Here is an 18299-nt window from a genome sequence, read left to right as displayed (position 1 = left end):
AGCCCGGCGCACAAGCATGGGGCGAAGGGTCCCAGATGATGCTTCCCAACGCACCCTTTCCGCAATAGTGTTCAACCGAAGCGAAGCGTCGGAGAGAGCGCCCGTGCCCAGCATCGTTTTCAGGAAGCGCGCCACATTGCACGGCGTGCGAAAGGTCTCGGTGGTCAAGATCGGGCGGCATGGGCGGGGGCAGGAGCGCGTCCTGTTCCGCTCGGCTGGCAGGAATAGGGCGGAGGATGTGGTGGACGACATCCTCGATGACGGCGTGCGCATCCATGTGGTGCGCCCGCATAGCGGCGTGGTGCGGTCCGGGGAACTGGACGATTCCGGGCCGCGGCGGCGCAAGCAGGCGAAGATGCTGAAGCCGCTGGAGCGCGGGATGCGAAAGCTGGTCCGCCGGCAGCTCGGCGTGGCGCAGATCTATCTCGCGCGGCATGAGCGTTCCAACCGCCGCAAGCGCGACGGCTGGCTCAAGGACCTGCCGCGCAATGTCTTCCGCGCGGTGCGCGACAGCGACTGATCCGGTCCGTTGGTGTCCTTCGGGCGACCGGCCCGGCAAGGGAGAGAAGGGTTCGCAATGAGCGAGGCAACCACCAGCCGGAAGGCGCCACCGCCGCCGGCGCCGGAAGACAGCGACGAATTCTACATCGTCGATCTCGGCCGGCAGAGCCGCAAGCGCATCCGCCGCCTGCGCCGCGGCGCCGGGCCGCTGATGCGCAAGGTGGACAATTCGGTCGAGGCGCTGCGCGAGGACGGCGTCATCAAGGCCGATGCCTCCGTCGTCGTCGTCCTGGTGCGGGAGAAGGCGACGCTCGCCTCCCTGCTCGATGACGATGATGACGACGACGATGATGACGATGACGACGATGATGATTGAGCCGCGGCGCGGCTGACGGAAGCGGCCGCGCTTGGACGGCACCGGGCCCCTGGCAACGGCGCGCTTCGCGGCGCGTGACCTCGGGGACCGGGACTTCCTCGCGGCGCATGGCGTGCGGCTGGCCTATGTGGTCGGCGCCATGGTCAAGGGCATCGCCTCGGAGGCGATGCTGGAGCGGCTGGCGCGGGCCGGGTTGCTGGGGTTTTTCGGTGCCGGCGGCTGCACCCTGCCGCGCATTGCGGAGGCGATCGATCGGCTGCAGGCCAGCCTGCCGCCCGAGGCGCCCTGGGGCATCAACTTCCTCCACAATTTCGTGCTGCCGGCGCAGGAGGAAGCGCTGGTGGACCTGCTGCTCGCGCGCGGCGTCCGGCGCATCGAGGCTTCCGCCTTTGTGCAGGTGACGCCGGCGCTGGTGCGCTACCGGCTCAACGGCCTGGCGCGGGATGCGGCGGGGGTCGCGCGGCCGCGCAACCTGGTGATGGCCAAACTGTCGCGGCCCGAAGTGGCGCGGCAATTCCTGGCGCCGCCGCCCGCGGACATCGTGGCGTCGCTGGCCGCCGCCGGGCGCATCACGCCGGACGAGGCGGCGCTTGCGCACACAATACCGCTGGCGGACGATATTTGCGCGGAGGCGGATTCTGGCGGCCATACGGATCGGCGCGTCGCCTTCACCCTGGTCCCCAACTTCTGCCAGCTGCGCGACAGCCTGGCCGCCACCCACGGGTTGGCGCAGCGCGTGCGGATCGGCGCGGCGGGCGGGCTCGGCACGCCGGAGGCGATCGCGGCCGCCTTCATGCTGGGCGCTGACTTCGTGCTCACCGGCTCGATCAACCAGGCGACGCCGGAGGCCGGGACCAGCGAGGCCGTGAAGGACCTGCTGGCGCGCGCCGGCATCGCGGATACGGACATGGCGCCGGCCGGCGACATGTTCGAGATCGGCGCCAAGGTGCAGGTGCTGCGGCGCGGCACGTTGTTCCCGGGCCGCGCCCAACGCCTGTACGAGCTGTATGTCCGCCACGAGGGGCTGCACGAGATTCCGGCCGCGACACTGACAGAGATCGAGACGCGCTGGTTCGGCCGCAGCATCGCCGAGGTCTGGGCAGAAACCGCCGCCTATTACGCCCGCGCCGCACCGGCCGAATTGGCGGCGGCAGAGGCCAATCCGAAGAAGCGCATGGGCATGGTCTTCCGCTGGTACTTTGTTCATACCAACCGCCTGGCGATCGAGGGGAAGGCGGCGGATCGTGCGAATTTCCAGGTGCATTGCGGGCCGGCAATGGGTGCGCTGAATGCCTGGCTGGCAGGCACGCCGCTGGAGGATTGGCGCGCGCGGCATGTGGATGTGCTGGCGGAGCGTCTGATGGCGGGCGCCGCCGATGTCGTCTCGCAACGCCTGGCAGCGCTGGTCGCGCATCGGCGATGACGGTCTGGTTGCACTATGATCAGGCGGCGCTCGATGCCGCCTACGACCAGCGCGTCTGGGCGCCGGACATGGCGGATTGGCTGGCCCGCTACCGCGCCGATACGGACGCTGCCCGTGCCGCGCTGCGGCCTGAGATTTTCTCCTATGGTCCGCATCTGCTGGACCTGTATCCGGCCCAAGGCGCCGCGCGCGGCATCCATCTGCATATCCATGGCGGCGCCTGGCGGGCGCAGTCGCGCGACGATTCCGGCTTCCTGGCGCCGGCGCTGACCGCTGCGGGCTTTGCCGTGGCGGTGCCGGATTTCAGCCTGCTGCCGGCACGCCGCCTGCCGGATGTGGTGGCGGAGCTGCGGGACTGCGTCGCCTGGCTGCGGCCGCGTGGGCCCATCCATCTCTCCGGCCATTCCTCCGGCGCGCATCTGGCGGCCGTGCTGGCCACCGAGATGGAGTTTGCCAGCGTCACCCTGGTCTCCGGCGTCTACGACATGGAGCCGGTGCTGCTCTCCGCGCGCCGGCACTATGTGCTGCTGGATGCGGCGGAGGCGGAGGCGCTGAGCCCGGTTCGCCACGCCGCGCGCATGACCGCGCCGCTGCGCCTGGCCTGGGGCACGGCGGAAAGCCCCGAATTCATCCGGCAGTCCGAGGCCATGGCGGCCGCGACCGGCGCGGAAACTTTTGTGCTGCCCGGCGTCAACCACTTTGGCGCCGCCTATGCACCGGCGCAGGGCGCGCTTTACGCTACGCTGACCGCCTGAGAGACACCGCGCATGACCGCCGCCACCGCCATCACCTTCTTCTACTATGCCGACCTTGCCGCCGTGATTCCCTTCTATGAGGAGACGCTGGGCTTCGAACTGCTGGTGGACCAGGGGAGCGCGCGCATCTATCGCATCGCGCCCAACTGCCATTTCGGGATCGTCGATGGGAATAGGGGCCATCTGCGTCATCAGCCGCGCAGTGCCGCGCTGCTGACCTTGGTGGTGGCGGACGTCGCCGCCTGGCATGCGCGCCTGATGGCGGCTGGCGTGCCGAAGCTGGGCCCGCTGCAGCGCGGCCCCCATCTCGAGCATTTCTTCTTCGAAGATCCCACCGGCTACGCCCTGGAAATCCAGCGCTTCCAAAACCCCGAGGTCGCAAAGCTCTTCGCCTGATTCCCCTGGGTCCAGGGACCCACTGGTCCCTGGTGGGGGAGTTTGAGGGGGCAACGGCCCCTCATGCTTCCTTCTGCGCAATCCCCATCCTCGGCGTCCGCGGCTGGTTGTACAGCGTCGCCCCCTCCGTCCCCTTCGGCCACCCCCCACTCGGCAGCCCACAATTCCGAACCGAGGGGCTCGCCGCGACGAAGGCCTCGTCCAGCGTCACGCCCAGCCCCGGCGCCGTCGGCAGCAGCACATGCCCCTCCTGCATCACCGGCACCACGCCCCTGGTGACCTGCGCGCGGCCGGGCCAGTCCGGATCCATGCGTTCCAGGATCAGCGCATTGGGAATTGCCGCCAGCAGGTGGATGGCGGCGAATTCCGCCACCGGCCCCAGCGATCCCGAATGCGGCGCCACCGTCGCGAAGCGCGCCTCGGCGAGGCCCGCCAGCTTGCGCAGCCCGGTCAGCCCGCCGGCCCGGCCGCTATCGGGCTGGATCACGTCGACCAGATTCTCGAAGAGCAGCGGCGCGACGCCGTGCAGCCCGCCATGCCGTTCGCCCGCGGCCAGGGGCACGTCCACGGCGCGGCGCAGCGCGCGGTAGCCTTCCATGTTCTCCGGCGCCAGCGGTTCCTCGACAAACAGGGGTTTCAGCTTGCCGAGTTCGCGGCAGATCTCGATTGCGTCCGGCAGGTTCAGCCAGGGCGGGCCGTGCAGGTCGATCATCAGGTCGGCCTCCTCGCCGATGGCGGCGCGGATCTCGCGGGCCTTGGCGACGGGGTTCGCGACGCCGCCGGTCTTGATCGCGGTATAGCCGCGCGCCACCGCATCCTTCGCCTGTTCCGGTGTCGAGGCATGGGTGTAGCAGCGGATGCGGTCGCGCATCTTCCCGCCCAGCAGCTGCCAGATCGGCACGCCGAGTGCCTGGCCCTTGATGTCCCACAGCGCTGTGTCGAGGGCGGCGATGGCACCCTGGCCGACCACGCCATTCATGCCATGGCCCATCATGGCCACCGTCAGGCGCTGGCTCAGGCGCTCGATGTCGAAGGCGTCCTGCCCGATCAGGATATGCGCCAGGTCGCTGACCGCCGCTTCCACCACCCGTGGCCAGCCGCTGCCCTCGCCGAGGCCGGTGATGCCGGCATCGGTCTCCACCGTCACGAAGAGCCAGTTGCGCGTGCCGGTGGTGATGCTGGTCTTCACATCGCCCCAGCCGGAGACGCCGAGCGGCCCCGCCTGCATGAGATGCGTGCGGATGGCCGTGATCTTCGGGCTTTTCATTGGGCGGTGATCCCGGCTTCGCGGATGACGCGCGTCCAGCGCTCGGTCTCGGCCTGGACGAAGGTGGTGAAGGCGGCGGGCGACTCGCTGGCGCGCGGGGTGATGCCGGACCGCGCGAAGCCGTCCTGCACGGCGGGGGCGCGCAGCGCCTGGGTCACCGCCTCGAACCAGCGCGCGCGGGCGCGCTCGGGCGTGCCGGCACGCAGCATGATGCCGTGCCAGGAACTGATGAAGACCTCCGGCCCATAGCCGGCTTCCGCGATCGTCGGTGTCTCAGGCGCCGCGGCCAGGCGTTCGGGCTGCATCACCGCCAGGCCGCGGATGCGCCCGGCGGCGATATTGCCGGGGATGGAGGCCTCCGCCACGGTGAAGGAGCATTGCACCTCCCCCGCCAGCAGCGACTGCATGGAGGGGCCGCCGCCGCGGAAGGGCACATGGGTGAAGCGGAAGCCGGCGCGGCGGGCGAAGAGTTCGGCGGCGAGGTGGGAGGAGGTGCCGACGCCGCCGGAGGAGAAGGTGAGGTCGCCGCCGGCCTCCCGCGCCTTCGCCACCGCCTGCTGCACGCTGGTGATGCCGCTGGCGAGGCTCGCCAGGAAGAAGACCGGCACCTCCCCCGTCTGGGTCAGCATCTCGATCTCCTGCGCCTCGTAGCCCAGCGGCATCAGCGCGGGGTTGGTGGCCAGGTGGATGGCGGCGAAGCCGATGCTGTGGCCATCCGCCGGCGCGCGCACCAGCGCCTGGGTGGCGAGGTTGCCGGAGGCGCCGGTGCGGTTCTCCACCACCACGGACTGGCCCAGCATCGGGCCGAGTTCGCGCGCCAGCAGCCGGGCGCAGAAGTCGATATTGCCGCCGGCGGGGAAGCCGACCTGGAAGCCCACGGGTCGGCTCGGCGCCCATGGCTGCTGCGCCCGGGCCGGCAGCGGCAGCAGGGCGGCCGCGACCAGGCCGCGGCGGGTGATGCGCGGCTGCATCAGAAATAGCCCCCCTTGGCGCTGATCTCCGCCACCGAATCGCCCTGGGCGATCCAGCCGAAGATTTCGCGCTCGAGCCCCAGGATCTCCTCGCAGCGTTCCAGCATCGGCAAGGCGAGCGCGCGCGGCACCACCACCACGCCATCCATATCCGCCACCACGATGTCGCCGGGATGCACCATGACGGCGCCGATGCGCAGCGGCACCTGGAAGTGCGACAGCATGGCTCGGCCGAGCGCCGCATTGGGGTGGCGGAAGCGGCAGAACACCGGGAAGTCCGCATCCATCACCTGGCGCGTGTCGCGCACGCCGCCATCGATGGCCGCACCGCGCACGCCGCGCGCCTTGGCGGCGGCCGTCATCACGCCGCCCCAGGCGGTGGAATCCTCGGCCCCGCCGGCATCCCAGACCACGAAATGGCCTTCGCCCATCGCCTCCAGCATCGCGCTGCGCAGCGTCATCTCCCCGGTCACCTGCGTGTTCGGTGCGGATTTGGCGGTGAAGGCGAAGCCCGCCGTGCAGGGCTGCTCCGGCCGCAGCGGCTGGATGCGCATGGGCAACGCCTGGTCCATCAGCGCATGCTCGCGCAGCACGTCGGAGACGGCGCCGGTATAGAGCCGCCCGTAGCGGTCGAGCAGGTCCCGGCCCGGGATGGGCAGCGGCGCCAGCGGCCGTGCCTCGCGCTCCGCCACCAGCCAGTCGAGGCGCATGGCCTTCACCTCCGCGCGCAGCCGCGCGGCGGGATCCTGCGCGCCCGCGCTCATTGCACGGTGATCCCGGCGGCGCGGATCAGCGCCGTCCAGCGGCCGAGCTCGGCGCGGTAGAGCGCATCGAACTCCGCCGGGCTGGCGCTTGCCACCGGCTCGATCGAGAGGGATTTCATCCGCGCCACGAAGTCCGGCGCGCGCACGGCGGCGACGGTCGCGGCATGCAGCGCGGCGATGGCGGCCGGCGGCGTGCCGGCGCGGACGCAGATGCCCTGCCAGGAACGCATCTGCGCCTCCGCCGGCAGGCCGGCCTCGCCAAAGGCGCGCACCTCCGGCATGCCTTCCGCCCGCTGCTGCTGCATCACGCCGAGGATCTTCACGCGCCCTTCCGCTGCGGCGGGGGCCTGGTAGCTGGCGACCAGGTCGAACATCATTTCCACGTCCCCGGACAGCAGCGCCTGGAAGGCCGGCGCGCCGCCGCGATACTGCACGCCCTCGAACCGCCCGCCGACGGTGCGGAACAGCAGCTCCGCCCCGAGATGGGAGGAGGTGCCGACGCCGGCCGTGCCGATGGTGACGCCGGCGCCCTTGGCGCGGGCGATGGCCTCCTCGATGGTCGTGATGCCGGACCGCGCGCTGGCCATCACCACCACTGGCAGGGCGGTCAGCTGGCCGCACATCTGCAGGTCCCGCGCCGGGTCGTAGCCGAGCTGTGCGATCAGCCCGGGATTGGTCACCAGCTGCAGCCCGGCGAGCGCCAGCGTGTGGCCATCCGCCGGCGCCTGCACCACGGCCTGGGTGGCGAGGTTGCCGGAAGCGCCGACGCGGTTTTCCACCACCACGGTCTGGCCCACCGCCTTGCCCATCTCCGCCGCCGCCAGCCGGGCGACGAGATCCGCTGTGCCGCCCGGGGCGAAGCCGACGATGAGCCGCAGCGGCCGGTCCGGCCGCCAGGCGGGGGTTTGCGCCCCGGCGGGGGCGGCGAGGCCGGCGAGGGCGGCCCCCAGCAGGAGGCGGCGCGTGGGCCTGGGCGAAGGGCTCGGTGGCTTCATTTTTCGGGCGTCCTTCCTTGTTCTTCCGCGAACCTTTCGAGCAGGTCGCGCTTGGCGGATTCGACATGGCCGAAGGCGGCTTCCGCCGCCGCCTCCGGCTTCCGGGCGCGCAGCGCGGCCAGAATGGTCTCGTGCTGCGCCGCGGCCTGCTGCAGTCGGGCCGGGCCATAGCCCAGGCGCAGCCGCACGGCGTTGACGAAGGCGGTGCGCGCGGCGACGACGGCCTGCGCCTGGGGGTTACCGGCGGCACTGTCGATGGCGGCGTGGAAGGCCTCGTTGTGGCGCAGCGCCTCGGCCGCATCCGCGCGTTCCGCCGCCGCGGCGAAGCCGGCGGCATGGGCGGCGATGCCCTCCAGCTGCGCGGGCGTCGCGCATTCCGCGGCGCGCCGGGCCATCAGCGCCTGCAGGGCGCCGCGCAGGTCATAGAGGTCGGCGAAAAGCTTGGCGTCAAGCAGCGGCACGATGGCGCCGCGATGCTGGCGGATCTCGACCAGCCCCTCGCCCTCCAAGGAAAGCAGCGCTTCCCGCACCGGGCTGATGGAGACGCGATGTTCCAGCGCCAGGGCGCCCAGGGTGCGATGGGTGCCGGGCGGCCAGGCGCCGCTCAGGATGGTGGTGCGCAGCCGGTCGCGCAGGATGGCATAGGCGGGGGTGGAGGCGGTGGGGGGGGGCATGCGGCATCTTGCGCATTCGATTTTATAAAATGCAAGATCTTCCGAGTGCCCTTGGACCCCGGGCCGCCCAAGATCATGAACCGCGTGTTTCCGATGGTTTCGCGGGAGACCTGTTTTGCCTTGCAACGACCGGCCGGCGCGATAGCGTGCCACCCGTCACGCGACGCAGGTCGCGACGCGCGGGGGGCTGCCGATGTCGAATGTCGCGGGCAAGGCCTATGGGATGAACGTCGTCACCCCCATGCGGCCCTGGAAGACCTGGATCAACCGGCTGCTCTTCATGGTGGCGCGCACCCAGCCGCAGCAGCTGGGCGGGCTGCTCGGCCTGTCCATCATCCACTTCGCGCGCTGGGTGATGATCAAGCGGGACCAGTGGCCGGATCTCGGCCAGGGCAAGCCGGATATCGAGAACGACTACATGCTGTTCGTCAGCAACTTCAACGGCACCTGGGACCAGTATATCGACGCCTTCAGCGACGGCATCCCGAACGGGCTCGATCTGTTCTGGTATTCCAGCACGAAGTACCCGGGCTCGATCCCGATCACGCCCTTCAAGAACTACATCCGCGCCAACCAGGTGGACACCGACTACTACTACAACGCCACCCCTGGCGCCGCGCAGCGCGACATCAAGGCGGCGCTGCGGCTTTGGTCCGTGCTGGATGACCTGCGCGCCCAGCACGCGGCGCTGCCGCCCGCGGACTTCGCCGAGGCCTTTCGAAAGGCCTTTGTCGCCGTGCAGAACGACATGCCCTCGCCCGGCTACGCCCCGGTGGCGAGCAACGACACGCAGAATGCCGACCTGAACCGCGAGGCGCTGATCCGCCGGCCGCCGACCTGAGGGGAGACCGCGCATGCCCAATTTCGATGGCGGCCACTACTTCCTCACCGCCCTGATCCCGGTGCGCACCGGACTCTGCGCCGATCCGCGCACGGATGCGACCGTCACCTCCCATGTGCATGAACTGCGCGCGACGCTGGCGGCGATGCCGACCGCGCTGCAGACGCCGGCGACGGAAAAGATCGGCATCAACAGCCCCTTCGCGCGCAGCGACCGCACGCATTTCGCGCGCTTCGCCATCCTCGACGATGTCGCCTTCAATGGCCGCGGCCAGCGCGACCCGATCAAGGTGGCGCTGAAGCTGGCGCCGCAGCCGAGCGAGGCGGATCCGGTCGACCGCCTACCCTGTTCCTACCTGATCTTCGTGGTGGATTTCGATGCGCCGGATGGCAGCGAGGCCGCTCTGGCGGACTACCTGACGCATCTCTGGTCCGTCATGGAGCCGGAGCTGCGGGCGATCCTCATGCATACCGAGGGCCATGAGCGCGCCACGGATGCCGCCGGCTTCGTGCGGCTGATCCGCGCCTGCCAGCTGGAGACCACCATGCCCTTCAACGACTATTGGCAGGGCGCGCCGCCGCTGGTGCCGCTGCCGCTGAAGCGGCTGCTGCTGCCCGCGGCCCTTGCCGCCGGCGCGCTGGTGCTGGGGCTGGTCATCGGTATTTTTGCCAAGGGATGGCTGTGGCTGGCGCTGTTGGGGTTGGTGGCGCTGCCGGTGACGCTGTGGTGGGCCTGGCGCAGCGTCATGCAGGCGGGCGCAAAACCCTTTCCCATGGCGCCGCGCTCCGACCTGCCGCACGTGCTGAAGGCGCTCTACCTGCAGCAGAAATTCACCCGCTTCGCGATCGAGACGCAGGGCCAGGGGCCGGAGGCGCTGCATGCGGCCTTCGGCGATTTCCTCGCCCGGCATCGGCCGGAGGATGTGGCCGCGCCCACCCAGCACCGGGGCGTGGTGCGAAGCTGAGGAGGCGGTGAACATGGCAACCCAGCTCGACCTGGCGGATATCCAGGGCAATGTGCTGACCGCCTATGGGCGCCTCGGCTTTCCTAAGGGGCGCTGCCTGCTGCTAAACATCGTGGAAGCGCGCGCCGGTCGCCGGCTGCTCGACATGGTGCGGCCCTATGTCACCACGGCGCTGCGCTGGCCCTCCTCCAAGGACAAGGCGCCACCGCCGGGCACGGTGTTCCAGCGGCGCCCGCAGGTGGCGGTGAATGTGTCCTTCACCTTCTGGGGCCTGCTGGCGCTGGGCGTGCCGATCCGCACGCTGCGCGGCATGCCGGATGAATTCATCGACGGCATGCCCGCCCGCGCCGATATCCTGTGCGACAATTTTCCGGACCGGATCGAGAAGACCTGGGACCCGGTCTGGCTGTGGCGGGAGGATCCGCGCCGGCGCGTGCATGTGCTGCTGACGCTGAATGCGCAGGCCAATCCGGATGGCACGGCCGTGGCGCGACTGGATGAGCTGACGGCGGAGATCGAGGCGCTGGTCCGCGCCACGGAAGGCAAGGTGACCCTGCTGGACGGCCATCGCGGGCCGGAGTCCCGCTGGCAGGACCTTTCCGCGCTGATGGAGCGTCAGCCGGATGGCAGCATGGCGCCGACGCCCAGGGAGCATTTCGGCTTCACCGATGCCATTGGCGATGCGGTCTTCGACGGGCAATACCCGCCGGAGCGCATGGCCGGCGCCGTGATCGGCCAGGGCAAGCTGCTGCCGGACCAGAGCTGGGCGCCGCTCGCCACCGGCGAATTCCTGCTCGGCCATCCAGATGAATCGCAGGAGATCCCCTCCGCCGGCATGCCGCTGGATTTCAGCCGCAACGGCACCTTCGTCGCCTATCGCAAGCTGCACCAGAATGTCGCCGCCTGGCACGCCGCGATGGACCGCATGGCGGTGCAATTCGCCGCGGTGATGGGCGTGCCGCAGGAGGAGGCCTGCGAGACGCTGAAGGCCAAGATCGCCGGCCGCTGGACCGATGGCGTGCCGCTGATGGCTGCCCCCACCTATGCCGAATGGCGCGCCTTCCAGCAGCGCCGCGCGACGGCGGAGGCGCAGGACGACAAGGCGACGCTCGCCGCCCTGGCGCGCGCCATGGTGGACTTCACCTTCCGAAGCGATCCGCTGGGCGCCAAGTGTCCCTTCGGGTCGCATCTGCGCCGGTCCAATACGCGGGACATGATGGACCCGCTGCTGACCTCGGATGATCCGAAGCAGCTGAACGGCTCCGTCCTCAACAACCGCCGCCGAATCCTGCGCCGTGGCCTGCCCTATGGCCAGGCGGCACTGGATGCGGTGGCGGATGACCAGGAGCACGGCATCGTTATGCTGGCGACCTGCGCCAATCTGTTCCGGCAATTCGAATTCGTGCAGCAGCAATGGATGCAATACGGACTGGACTTCAACACCGGCAACGACACCTGCCCGATCGTCGGCAATCACGGCGAGGATGCGAAATTCGTCATCGCCGCGGACCCCGCCTCCGGTAAGCCACCCTTCATCTGCGACCGCCTGCCGCAATTCGTCGAGACGCGCGGTGGCGAGTATTTCGTCACGCCCAGCATGACGGCGCTGCGGATGATCGCGGCGGGCATCGTCGACCCGACATGAGCTTTCTCGGGAATGTTGCGAGCGCGGCGGGCGTGCGGCTGGGCATGGCGGGTGCGGCGCTGGGTGCTGCCGGCAAGCTGGCGCTGCGTGGCGCGCGGGCCTATGCGCGCGGCGCCGATGGACGCGGCGCGCGCATCGCGGCACTGCTGGGCGCCACCGAGAACCAGCGCCTGGTCTTCGACCTGCTGCGCGCGGCCAAGCCCAACCTGGCGCTGTCCCGAAAGCTGATCGCGGCCTACGAGAACACCGGCACCGTCATCGTCACCCGCCATGCCGATGTCACGGAGGTGCTGGAGCGCGAGAGCGATTTTGCCGTCGTCTACGAGCCGAAGATGCGCGCCATCACGGATGGCGAAAACTTCTTCCTCGGCATGCAGGACAGCCCCGCCTATACGCGCGACGTTTCGAACATGCGCCTCGCCGTGCGGCGCAGCGAGGTGCCGGAGATCGTGATTCCCTATGTGGCAGCACAGGCGGAGGCGATCGTTACCGCCGCCGGCAGCCGCATCGATGTGCCGCAGGCGCTGACCCTGCCGGTGCTGACCGGGCTGCTGGGCCACTACTTCGGCACGCCCGGCCCCTCCGGCCCCGTGATGGCGGACTGGACGACGCGGATGTTCTGGTACCTCTTCGTCGACCTGGCGGGTGAGGCGGCGGTGACGCGCGCGGCGATGGAGTCTGCGAGTGCCTGCCGCGCCTATCTCGACGCCACCATCGCGGCGCGCAAGGCGGCGCCGACCGGTACGGACCAGGTGCTTGACCGCTGCCTGGCGATGCAGGCCGGAGGCGTGCCGGGCATGGACGACCTCGGCATCCGCAACAACCTGATCGGCTTGCTCATCGGCCTGGTGCCCACCCTGTCCAAGGCCAGCGTCAAGGCGCTGGACACGCTGCTGGACCGGCCGGAGGCGCTGGCGGCCGCCCAGGCCGCGGCCCGCGCCGATGACGACGCCGCCCTCGCCGCCCTGCTGTGGGAGGCGCTGCGCTTCGACCCGGTGAACCCCTTCATCTATCGCCGCGCTGTGCGGGAGACGGTGATCGCCCGCGGCACGCTGCGGGCGCAGCGCGTGCCGCAAGGCGCCATGGTGCTGGCCGCGAACCTTTCGGCCATGTTCGATCCCATCGCGCATGAGCGGCCTGCGGAATTCCGCGCCGGGCGCGGGCCGGAGGCGTACATCCTCTGGGGGTATGGCATGCACACCTGCTTCGGCGCGCATATCAACCAGGCCGTCATTCCACAGCTTTTGAAGCCGCTGCTGCGCCGCCCCGGCCTGCGGCGAGCCGGGCCCGTCGATGGCGCGGGCACGCCCTTCCCGGTGCATTTCCAGGTCGCCTTCGACGCCGCCTGACCGGCTTGCGCGGCACACCTCCCGCTGGTCTGCTGCCGGAAACGGAGGAGCCCAGCATGGCGAGACTACCCTATCGTGACGTCGCCGATCTGGCGCCGGAGGACCAGGCGCTGCTGGTGCGGCCGATCAACCTCTACCGCGCCATGGTGAACAGCCCCGGCATGACGCGCGCCTTCCTCGGCCTGGCACACCACATCCGCCACCACAGCGTGCTGGATGCGCGGCTGCGGGAACTGGCGATCTTGCAGGTGGGTTGGGTGGCGCGCAGCCCCTATGAATGGTCGCACCACGTCGCCATCGGCCGCGATTTCGGCGTGACCGATGACGATATCCGCGCCATTGCGGTGGAGACCGATGGCGGCGTCTCCGCGCTGGAGCCCGCCGCCCGCGCCGTGCTGCGCGCGGCGCGGGAGATGGCGCAGGGTGCCGATACCTTGAGTGACGCCACCTTCGCGGAGGTGCAGGCGCATCTGGACGCCGCCAGCCTGACCGACCTGCTGGTGATCATCGCCTTCTATTGCGGCGTGGTGCGGTTTCTCGGCGCCGCGGGGATCGAGGTGGAACCCTCCTACCAGCCCTGCCTGGACGAGCACCCGCTGCCTTAGCCGGCGATCTGCGGAAACGCCTCGCGCAGCGCCGTGAAGGCCGCCCGCACCTCGCTGCCATCCCCGCGCCGCGCCGCCGACGCATCCACCCGCGCAAAGATCTGGCGCTTGGCATAATGGCGCCAGTGGATCGGCAGCGCGGCGAGAATGTCGGTCAGTGCCGCATAATTCGCATCGGTCCAGACCTGCTCATAGATTTCGCGCTCCGGCCCCGGGTCAAAATCACGGCGCGGCGCGGCGGCAAGCGCAGCACGCAGGCGCTGTGTCTCCGCGGCGTTGCCCGCCACCACACCGTAGTCGCGCGCGGCGGCCTCGGCCGAAATCTTGCCCGCGGCGAGATCCGCCTCCACCGCCGCCACCGGCCTTTCCCAGGCCGGCCCCCAGCCGGAGGCACCGGAGCAGACAATGCGGATGACATCGCCGGGGTCCAGCGTGACCACATCGGTATTGCCCAGATTCTCGGTCCGCGCCGTGCCCGGATTGCGCCAGAACTGGGAGGCCGCACCGGGCAGCCCGCCCTGCACGCCCCAGGACCGGAAGCGCGACCGGTCGCGGTTGCGCGCCGTCACCACCGTGCCCGGTGCATGCACCCGGAACTCCAGCACCGTCGCCAGCCCGCCACGATGCTTTCCCGCGCCGCCGGAATCGGGTTCCAGCCCATAGCGCAGGATGCGGATCGGCACCTCCGCCTCGTTGATCTCCACCGGCGTATTCTTCAGGAAGCCGCTATTGCCGCCGGATCCGTCATTGCCATCCGCATCGGGCGCGCCGCCGCCGCCGCCGGTGATCGGGTCGATCGCCGCCATCACGCGGCGGCCGGTTCGGTTGTCCGTGGTGTTCACGTTCATCATCGGCCCGCCGCTCGCGGGGCCGGCCGGCAGCCGGTCCGGCACCGCGCGCTGGAAGGCGCCCATCAGCACGCCCTGCAGCCGCATGCAGGTCATGGAGCGCATGCCGACCGCGGCGGGGAAGACCGGATTCAGCACCGTCCCCTCCGGCACGATGCAGGTCGCCGGCCGAACCAGACCGCCATTCAGCAGCATGGTGGGGTCCAGCGTGTAGAGCACGTAGTTCCAGCCCACCATCAGCAGGATGTGCCGCGCCGATCCGCCCGTGGGCATGTTCAGCGAGGCGGTGAGCTGCGGGTCCGACCCCGTGAAATCCAGCTCCGCCGTCTCGCCGCGAATGCGCATGTTGAGCTGCAGCCGGCAGGGCAGGCCGCCCGGCGAATCCTCGTCGAGATAGTCGTGGAACTCGTAGTCGCCATCAGGGATTCCGGCCAGCACGCGCCGCGCCTGCCGGTCTGCGAGATCCAGCAGACCCTCCATGCCCGCGCGAAACGTCGCCAGGCCGAAGCGGCGGATCATCTCGTGCACCTTGCGCTCGCCGGTGGTCATGGCGGCGAGCTGGGCCTTGAGGTCGCCCCAATTCTGCGTCGGCGCGCGGACATTCAGCAGCATGATGTCGAGCAGCCGCTGGTCCAGCACCCCCTCCGCCACCAGCTTGACAGGCGGAAAGCGGATGCCTTCCTGATGCACCTCTGTGAGCGCGCGGGAGAGCGAGGCCGGCACCGCCCCGCCGACATCGGTGTTGTGAATATGCCCCACGGCGAAGCAGACCAGCTCGCCTTCCCAGAAGATGGGCTTCCACAGATGGATGTCGGGCGAATGGGTGCAGACGAAGCCGCTATAGGGGTCGTTGGTCATGCCGACATCGCCCTCGCGATACTCGGACAGCGCGCGGATCACCGGCCCGTATTCCAGCCCGATGAACCAGGTGGCGCCGAGCTCGCGCGGACTCGCAAAGGTCAGCCCCTCAGGCGTGCAGAGGCCAGTTGTGAAATCCTCCGTCTCCTTCACGAAGGTGGAATGCGCGGTGCGGAACAGGGTGAAGGCCATGGCCTCCGCCGCCGCCTGGGCGTGATTGCCGAAGATCTGCAGGGTGACGGGGTCGATCGACATGTCGCCTCTCCTCAGCCGGCCGTCAGGCGCAGATTGCCGAAGCGGTCCACCTCGCCCGTCATGCCGGGCGGGATGCAGCTGGTGGTGTCGTCCTGCAGCACGATGCAGGGGCCGGCAAAACGATGGCCGTGGCGCAGCGCGCTGCGGAGATACAGCGGCGCTGTCTGCGCGCGGCCATCCAGCCAGACCTCCACCTCGCGCAGGATTTCGGGCGTGCCGTCCACGCGCGCCTGTTCCGGGAATTGCGGCGCGGGCACGGTGCCGGCGACCACCATGCGCAGCGCGATGGCCTGGATCGGCGCGCCGCGATCGGCATGGCCGTAGAGCTTTTCGTGTGCCTGGTGGAAGGCTTCCGCCATCGCCGCCAGATCGCCGGTGTCGATCCAACCGGCTTCCAGCAATACCTCGATCTCGAAGGATTGGCCGCGATAGCGCATCTCGGCGGAGGGTTTGTAGGCGACCTCGCCCGCAAATTTCTGGTCCTCGCGGATCCAGCGCGTGGCTTCTGCGCGCAGCCGCGCGAAGGCGGCGGTGAGGCCGGGCAAAGCGGCGGCGTCGAGATCGGCATAGACCGTCTCGATGAAGTCGCTGCGGATATCCGCGATCAGCCCGCCAAGCGCGGAGAGCACGCCGGGCGTCAGCGGAATCAGCACCTCCCGCATCCCCAGCTCCCGCGCCAGCAGCGCACCGAGCATCGGGCCGGCCCCGCCAAAGGGCATCAGGCAGAAATCGCGCGGATCAACGCCCTGGCGCGCGGCGAGCTTGCTGACCTCGCGATACATGCCGCTGACCGCGACCTGTACGATCGCCTCCGCCGTCTCCTGGCGCCCGCGGCCAAGTGCCTGCGCCACTTCATCGACTGCCTGCGCCGCGAGATCGGCGCGTACGCGCACGCTGTCATAGCCCAGCGCGCCATGGCCGATGAAGCCGAGCACGCACATCGCATCCGTGATGGTGGCGCGCGTGCCGCCGCGGCCGTAGCAGGCCGGGCCGGGGGTGGAGCCCGCGCTTTCCGGCCCCACCGTCAGCAGCCCCAGCGCATCCACTGCGGCGATGGAACCGCCGCCCTCGCCGATCGAGGTTACGGCGACGGTCGGGATATAGACGGGAAAATCACCCACCCGCTCGCCGGTGCCGTAGCTCGGCGCGCCATCCACGATGACGGCGACATCCGCGCTGGTGCCGCCGATATCCAGGCTCATCGCGCGCGGCACGCCGGCGGCGCGCGCTACGAAGGCCGCGCCGATCGCGCCGGCGGCGGTGCCGGACAAAAGCATCTCCACGCAGCGCGTCTTGCCGAGCTCGGCCCGCATCACGCCGCCATTGGATTTCGTCACCATCGGCTCCGCCCCCACGCCCGCTTCCGCCAGCGCGCGTTGCAGGGAGCCAAGGTAGAAGGCGACCCGCGGCTGCACATGGCCATGCACCACGGCGGTGACGCTGCGTTCGTATTCACGGATGATCGGCCAGACATCGGCGGAGCAATAGACGGGCATCTCCGGCCGCAGTTTTGTCAGCAGCGCCTGCGCCGCGTGCTCATGGGCCGGATTGCGGTAGCTGTGCAGCAGAGCGAGCACGATGCCCTCCGCGCCGCGCGTCTCCGCCTGTTCCAGCGCGGCGCGGACGGAACCCTCGTCCAGCGGCTCGGCCTCGCTGCCATCCGCGTTCAGCCGGCCATCGATCTCGATCACCCGCTCCCGCGGCACCAGCGGCGGCGGGCGGCGGGAGAGGAGGTCGTAGGGATCAGGCGTCTTCAGCCGCGCCAGCTCCAGCACATCCCGAAAATTGCGCGTGACCAGCAGCGCGAGCCGGATGCCCTTGCGCTGGATCACCGCATTCACGCCGACCGTGGTGCCATGCGTGAACCAGGCCAGGTCAGCAGGAGCGATGCCGAAACGCGATTGCACGCCCTGCAGCCCGTCGATCACCTCCTGCCCCGGTGTCGCCGGCGTGGACAGCACCTTCAGCGTCGAGACCTCGCCCGTCGTCTCGTTCAGCACGCAGAAATCCGCAAAGGTGCCGCCGATATCGACGCCGAGCCGGTAGCGCATGGGGGTCAGATCTCCCATTGGAAGCCGTCGATGGTGATGGCCTGGCCAGTGATGAAGAAGGGCTCCGCCGTGGCCAGGAAGGCAACCAGCTGCGCCACATCCGCCGGCGTGCCCAGCCGGCCGAGCACGATCTTCTTCGCCAGCTCCGGCCCGCGCGCCTTGGTCAGGCTATTGCCCACCTCGGTTTCGATCACGCCGGGGCAGACGCAGTTGATGGCGATCTCCGGCCCCAGCTCCTTGGCCAGCGCCTTGGTCATCCCCATGATCCCGGCCTTGGCGGCGGCATAGGAGAATTTGGAAACCGCACTCGTCACGCCGCCGGTATGCGCATTCAGAGAGGACATGGAGACGATGCGCCCGCCGCCGCCTTCCTGCATCAGCGGCACCAGGGCCTGGATGTAGTTGAAGCAGGACTTCAGGTTCACCGCGATGGTGCGGTCGAAGGCCTCCTCGGTGATCTCCAGGATGCCGGTTGGATTGCCGCGGCCGGCATTGTTCACCAGCACGTCGATGCGGCCGAAGCGCATGCGGACCTCGGCGGCGATCTCCCGCGCGCGGGCATGGTCGGCGACATCGGCCTCGGCGATCATCACCTGCCGGCCCATGGCCTCCACCTCCGCCTGGGTGCGCTCCATCTCGGCGCGCAGCAGGTCGACGATGACGATGTCATGGCCGCGTTCCGCCAGGGCATGCACGCAGCCGCGGCCAATGCCGCGCGCGCCACCGGTGACGAGGGCGAGCTTGCGATCGCTCGGCATATG

General features: G+C 69.9%; 18 protein-coding genes. 10 read left to right on the top strand and 8 right to left on the bottom strand.

Features of this window, described 5'->3' with window-relative positions:
- Nucleotides 1–145: 145 nt before the first annotated feature.
- From J3S20_RS30715 to J3S20_RS02515, 5 genes are read left to right on the top strand one after another with little or no spacing between them, the layout of a single operon-like run.
- Entirely contained in the window at nucleotides 146–520 is a 375-nt protein-coding gene (locus tag J3S20_RS30715) for a DUF6312 domain-containing protein (RefSeq protein ID WP_216834307.1), read from the top strand.
- Nucleotides 521–577: 57 nt separating this feature from the next.
- A complete protein-coding gene (locus J3S20_RS02530) occupies nucleotides 578–877 on the top strand; it encodes a DUF6200 domain-containing protein (protein WP_216834305.1) in 300 nt (99 codons plus the stop codon).
- A 31-nt stretch (nucleotides 878–908) separates the two neighbouring features.
- A complete protein-coding gene (locus tag J3S20_RS02525; protein ID WP_216834303.1) occupies nucleotides 909–2300 on the top strand; it encodes a PfaD family polyunsaturated fatty acid/polyketide biosynthesis protein in 1392 nt (463 codons plus the stop codon).
- Nucleotides 2297–3055: an alpha/beta hydrolase gene (locus tag J3S20_RS02520; protein WP_216834302.1), complete on the top strand. Its 759-nt coding sequence runs from the start codon at nucleotides 2297–2299 to the stop codon at nucleotides 3053–3055. Before J3S20_RS02525 ends, J3S20_RS02520 begins: the two co-directional genes overlap by 4 nt.
- 12 nt (nucleotides 3056–3067) lie before the next feature.
- Nucleotides 3068–3451, top strand: a complete 384-nt coding sequence (locus J3S20_RS02515) for a VOC family protein (protein WP_216834300.1) — start codon at nucleotides 3068–3070, stop codon at nucleotides 3449–3451.
- A 61-nt stretch (nucleotides 3452–3512) separates the two neighbouring features.
- Here the strand turns inward: J3S20_RS02515 and J3S20_RS02510 are convergent, their stop codons facing one another.
- The 5 genes from J3S20_RS02510 to J3S20_RS02490 are packed head-to-tail and all read right to left on the bottom strand — an operon-like array spanning nucleotide 3513 to nucleotide 8122.
- On the bottom strand, nucleotides 3513–4718 hold the full coding sequence (locus tag J3S20_RS02510) for a mandelate racemase/muconate lactonizing enzyme family protein (RefSeq protein WP_216834298.1): 1206 nt from the start codon (nucleotides 4716–4718) through the stop codon (nucleotides 3513–3515).
- Nucleotides 4715–5689, bottom strand: coding sequence for a Bug family tripartite tricarboxylate transporter substrate binding protein (locus J3S20_RS02505; protein ID WP_216834296.1), 975 nt, complete (start codon nucleotides 5687–5689; stop codon nucleotides 4715–4717). The genes J3S20_RS02510 and J3S20_RS02505 overlap by 4 nt, the downstream gene beginning before the upstream one ends.
- Nucleotides 5689–6453, bottom strand: a complete 765-nt coding sequence (locus tag J3S20_RS02500) for an RraA family protein (protein WP_216834294.1) — start codon at nucleotides 6451–6453, stop codon at nucleotides 5689–5691. The genes J3S20_RS02505 and J3S20_RS02500 overlap by 1 nt, the downstream gene beginning before the upstream one ends.
- Nucleotides 6450–7448 carry a Bug family tripartite tricarboxylate transporter substrate binding protein gene (locus tag J3S20_RS02495; protein WP_216834292.1) on the bottom strand — a complete coding sequence of 333 codons (999 nt, stop codon included), beginning with the start codon at nucleotides 7446–7448 and terminating at the stop codon, nucleotides 6450–6452. The genes J3S20_RS02500 and J3S20_RS02495 overlap by 4 nt, the downstream gene beginning before the upstream one ends.
- The gene (locus J3S20_RS02490) at nucleotides 7445–8122 is read right to left on the bottom strand and encodes a GntR family transcriptional regulator (RefSeq protein WP_216834290.1); all 678 of its coding nucleotides are present in this window, start codon (nucleotides 8120–8122) and stop codon (nucleotides 7445–7447) included. The genes J3S20_RS02495 and J3S20_RS02490 overlap by 4 nt, the downstream gene beginning before the upstream one ends.
- Nucleotides 8123–8315: 193 nt before the next feature.
- Between J3S20_RS02490 and J3S20_RS02485 the strand changes: the two genes are divergently transcribed.
- The 5 genes from J3S20_RS02485 to J3S20_RS02465 are packed head-to-tail and all read left to right on the top strand — an operon-like array spanning nucleotide 8316 to nucleotide 13526.
- Entirely contained in the window at nucleotides 8316–8963 is a 648-nt protein-coding gene (locus J3S20_RS02485; RefSeq protein WP_216834289.1) for a hypothetical protein, read from the top strand.
- Nucleotides 8964–8976: 13 nt separating this feature from the next.
- A complete protein-coding gene (locus J3S20_RS02480; RefSeq protein ID WP_216834287.1) occupies nucleotides 8977–9927 on the top strand; it encodes a hypothetical protein in 951 nt (316 codons plus the stop codon).
- A gap of 13 nt (nucleotides 9928–9940) precedes the next feature.
- Nucleotides 9941–11572, top strand: coding sequence for a Dyp-type peroxidase (locus tag J3S20_RS02475; RefSeq protein ID WP_216834285.1), 1632 nt, complete (start codon nucleotides 9941–9943; stop codon nucleotides 11570–11572).
- The gene (locus tag J3S20_RS02470) at nucleotides 11569–12921 is read left to right on the top strand and encodes a cytochrome P450 (RefSeq protein ID WP_216834283.1); all 1353 of its coding nucleotides are present in this window, start codon (nucleotides 11569–11571) and stop codon (nucleotides 12919–12921) included. The genes J3S20_RS02475 and J3S20_RS02470 overlap by 4 nt, the downstream gene beginning before the upstream one ends.
- A gap of 56 nt (nucleotides 12922–12977) precedes the next feature.
- Nucleotides 12978–13526 carry a carboxymuconolactone decarboxylase family protein gene (locus J3S20_RS02465; RefSeq protein WP_216834282.1) on the top strand — a complete coding sequence of 183 codons (549 nt, stop codon included), beginning with the start codon at nucleotides 12978–12980 and terminating at the stop codon, nucleotides 13524–13526.
- Here the strand turns inward: J3S20_RS02465 and J3S20_RS02460 are convergent.
- The 3 genes from J3S20_RS02460 to J3S20_RS02450 are packed head-to-tail and all read right to left on the bottom strand — an operon-like array spanning nucleotide 13523 to nucleotide 18296.
- On the bottom strand, nucleotides 13523–15487 hold the full coding sequence (locus J3S20_RS02460; RefSeq protein ID WP_216834280.1) for a hydantoinase B/oxoprolinase family protein: 1965 nt from the start codon (nucleotides 15485–15487) through the stop codon (nucleotides 13523–13525). The genes J3S20_RS02465 and J3S20_RS02460 overlap by 4 nt on opposite strands.
- Before the next feature lie 11 nt (nucleotides 15488–15498).
- A complete protein-coding gene (locus tag J3S20_RS02455) occupies nucleotides 15499–17556 on the bottom strand; it encodes a hydantoinase/oxoprolinase family protein (RefSeq protein WP_246602237.1) in 2058 nt (685 codons plus the stop codon).
- Nucleotides 17544–18296 carry an SDR family NAD(P)-dependent oxidoreductase gene (locus J3S20_RS02450; RefSeq protein ID WP_216834279.1) on the bottom strand — a complete coding sequence of 251 codons (753 nt, stop codon included), beginning with the start codon at nucleotides 18294–18296 and terminating at the stop codon, nucleotides 17544–17546. The genes J3S20_RS02455 and J3S20_RS02450 overlap by 13 nt, the downstream gene beginning before the upstream one ends.
- Nucleotides 18297–18299: the final 3 nt, after the last annotated feature.

The organism is Falsiroseomonas tokyonensis (assembly GCF_019024325.1).
Taxonomy (GTDB): Bacteria; Pseudomonadota; Alphaproteobacteria; order Acetobacterales; family Acetobacteraceae; genus Falsiroseomonas; species Falsiroseomonas tokyonensis.
Note: the sequence above shows the minus strand (reverse complement) of the source record. Positions and strands in the feature narration are given on the sequence as shown.

What these genes read in the sequence shown, in the direction of transcription:
- J3S20_RS02530 (WP_216834305.1), top strand. Translation starts at nt 578, where the DNA reads ATGAGCGAGGCAACCACCAGCCGGAAGGCGCCACCGCCGCCGGCGCCG.
- J3S20_RS02520 (WP_216834302.1), top strand. Translation starts at nt 2,297, where the DNA reads ATGACGGTCTGGTTGCACTATGATCAGGCGGCGCTCGATGCCGCCTAC.
- J3S20_RS02515 (WP_216834300.1), top strand. Translation starts at nt 3,068, where the DNA reads ATGACCGCCGCCACCGCCATCACCTTCTTCTACTATGCCGACCTTGCC.
- J3S20_RS02510 (WP_216834298.1), bottom strand. Translation starts at nt 4,718, where the DNA reads ATGAAAAGCCCGAAGATCACGGCCATCCGCACGCATCTCATGCAGGCG.
- J3S20_RS02505 (WP_216834296.1), bottom strand. Translation starts at nt 5,689, where the DNA reads ATGCAGCCGCGCATCACCCGCCGCGGCCTGGTCGCGGCCGCCCTGCTG.
- J3S20_RS02500 (WP_216834294.1), bottom strand. Translation starts at nt 6,453, where the DNA reads ATGAGCGCGGGCGCGCAGGATCCCGCCGCGCGGCTGCGCGCGGAGGTG.
- J3S20_RS02495 (WP_216834292.1), bottom strand. Translation starts at nt 7,448, where the DNA reads ATGAAGCCACCGAGCCCTTCGCCCAGGCCCACGCGCCGCCTCCTGCTG.
- J3S20_RS02490 (WP_216834290.1), bottom strand. Translation starts at nt 8,122, where the DNA reads ATGCCCCCCCCCACCGCCTCCACCCCCGCCTATGCCATCCTGCGCGAC.
- J3S20_RS02485 (WP_216834289.1), top strand. Translation starts at nt 8,316, where the DNA reads ATGTCGAATGTCGCGGGCAAGGCCTATGGGATGAACGTCGTCACCCCC.
- J3S20_RS02480 (WP_216834287.1), top strand. Translation starts at nt 8,977, where the DNA reads ATGCCCAATTTCGATGGCGGCCACTACTTCCTCACCGCCCTGATCCCG.
- J3S20_RS02475 (WP_216834285.1), top strand. Translation starts at nt 9,941, where the DNA reads ATGGCAACCCAGCTCGACCTGGCGGATATCCAGGGCAATGTGCTGACC.
- J3S20_RS02470 (WP_216834283.1), top strand. Translation starts at nt 11,569, where the DNA reads ATGAGCTTTCTCGGGAATGTTGCGAGCGCGGCGGGCGTGCGGCTGGGC.
- J3S20_RS02465 (WP_216834282.1), top strand. Translation starts at nt 12,978, where the DNA reads ATGGCGAGACTACCCTATCGTGACGTCGCCGATCTGGCGCCGGAGGAC.
- J3S20_RS02460 (WP_216834280.1), bottom strand. Translation starts at nt 15,487, where the DNA reads ATGTCGATCGACCCCGTCACCCTGCAGATCTTCGGCAATCACGCCCAG.
- J3S20_RS02455 (WP_246602237.1), bottom strand. Translation starts at nt 17,556, where the DNA reads ATGGGAGATCTGACCCCCATGCGCTACCGGCTCGGCGTCGATATCGGC.
- J3S20_RS02450 (WP_216834279.1), bottom strand. Translation starts at nt 18,296, where the DNA reads ATGCCGAGCGATCGCAAGCTCGCCCTCGTCACCGGTGGCGCGCGCGGC.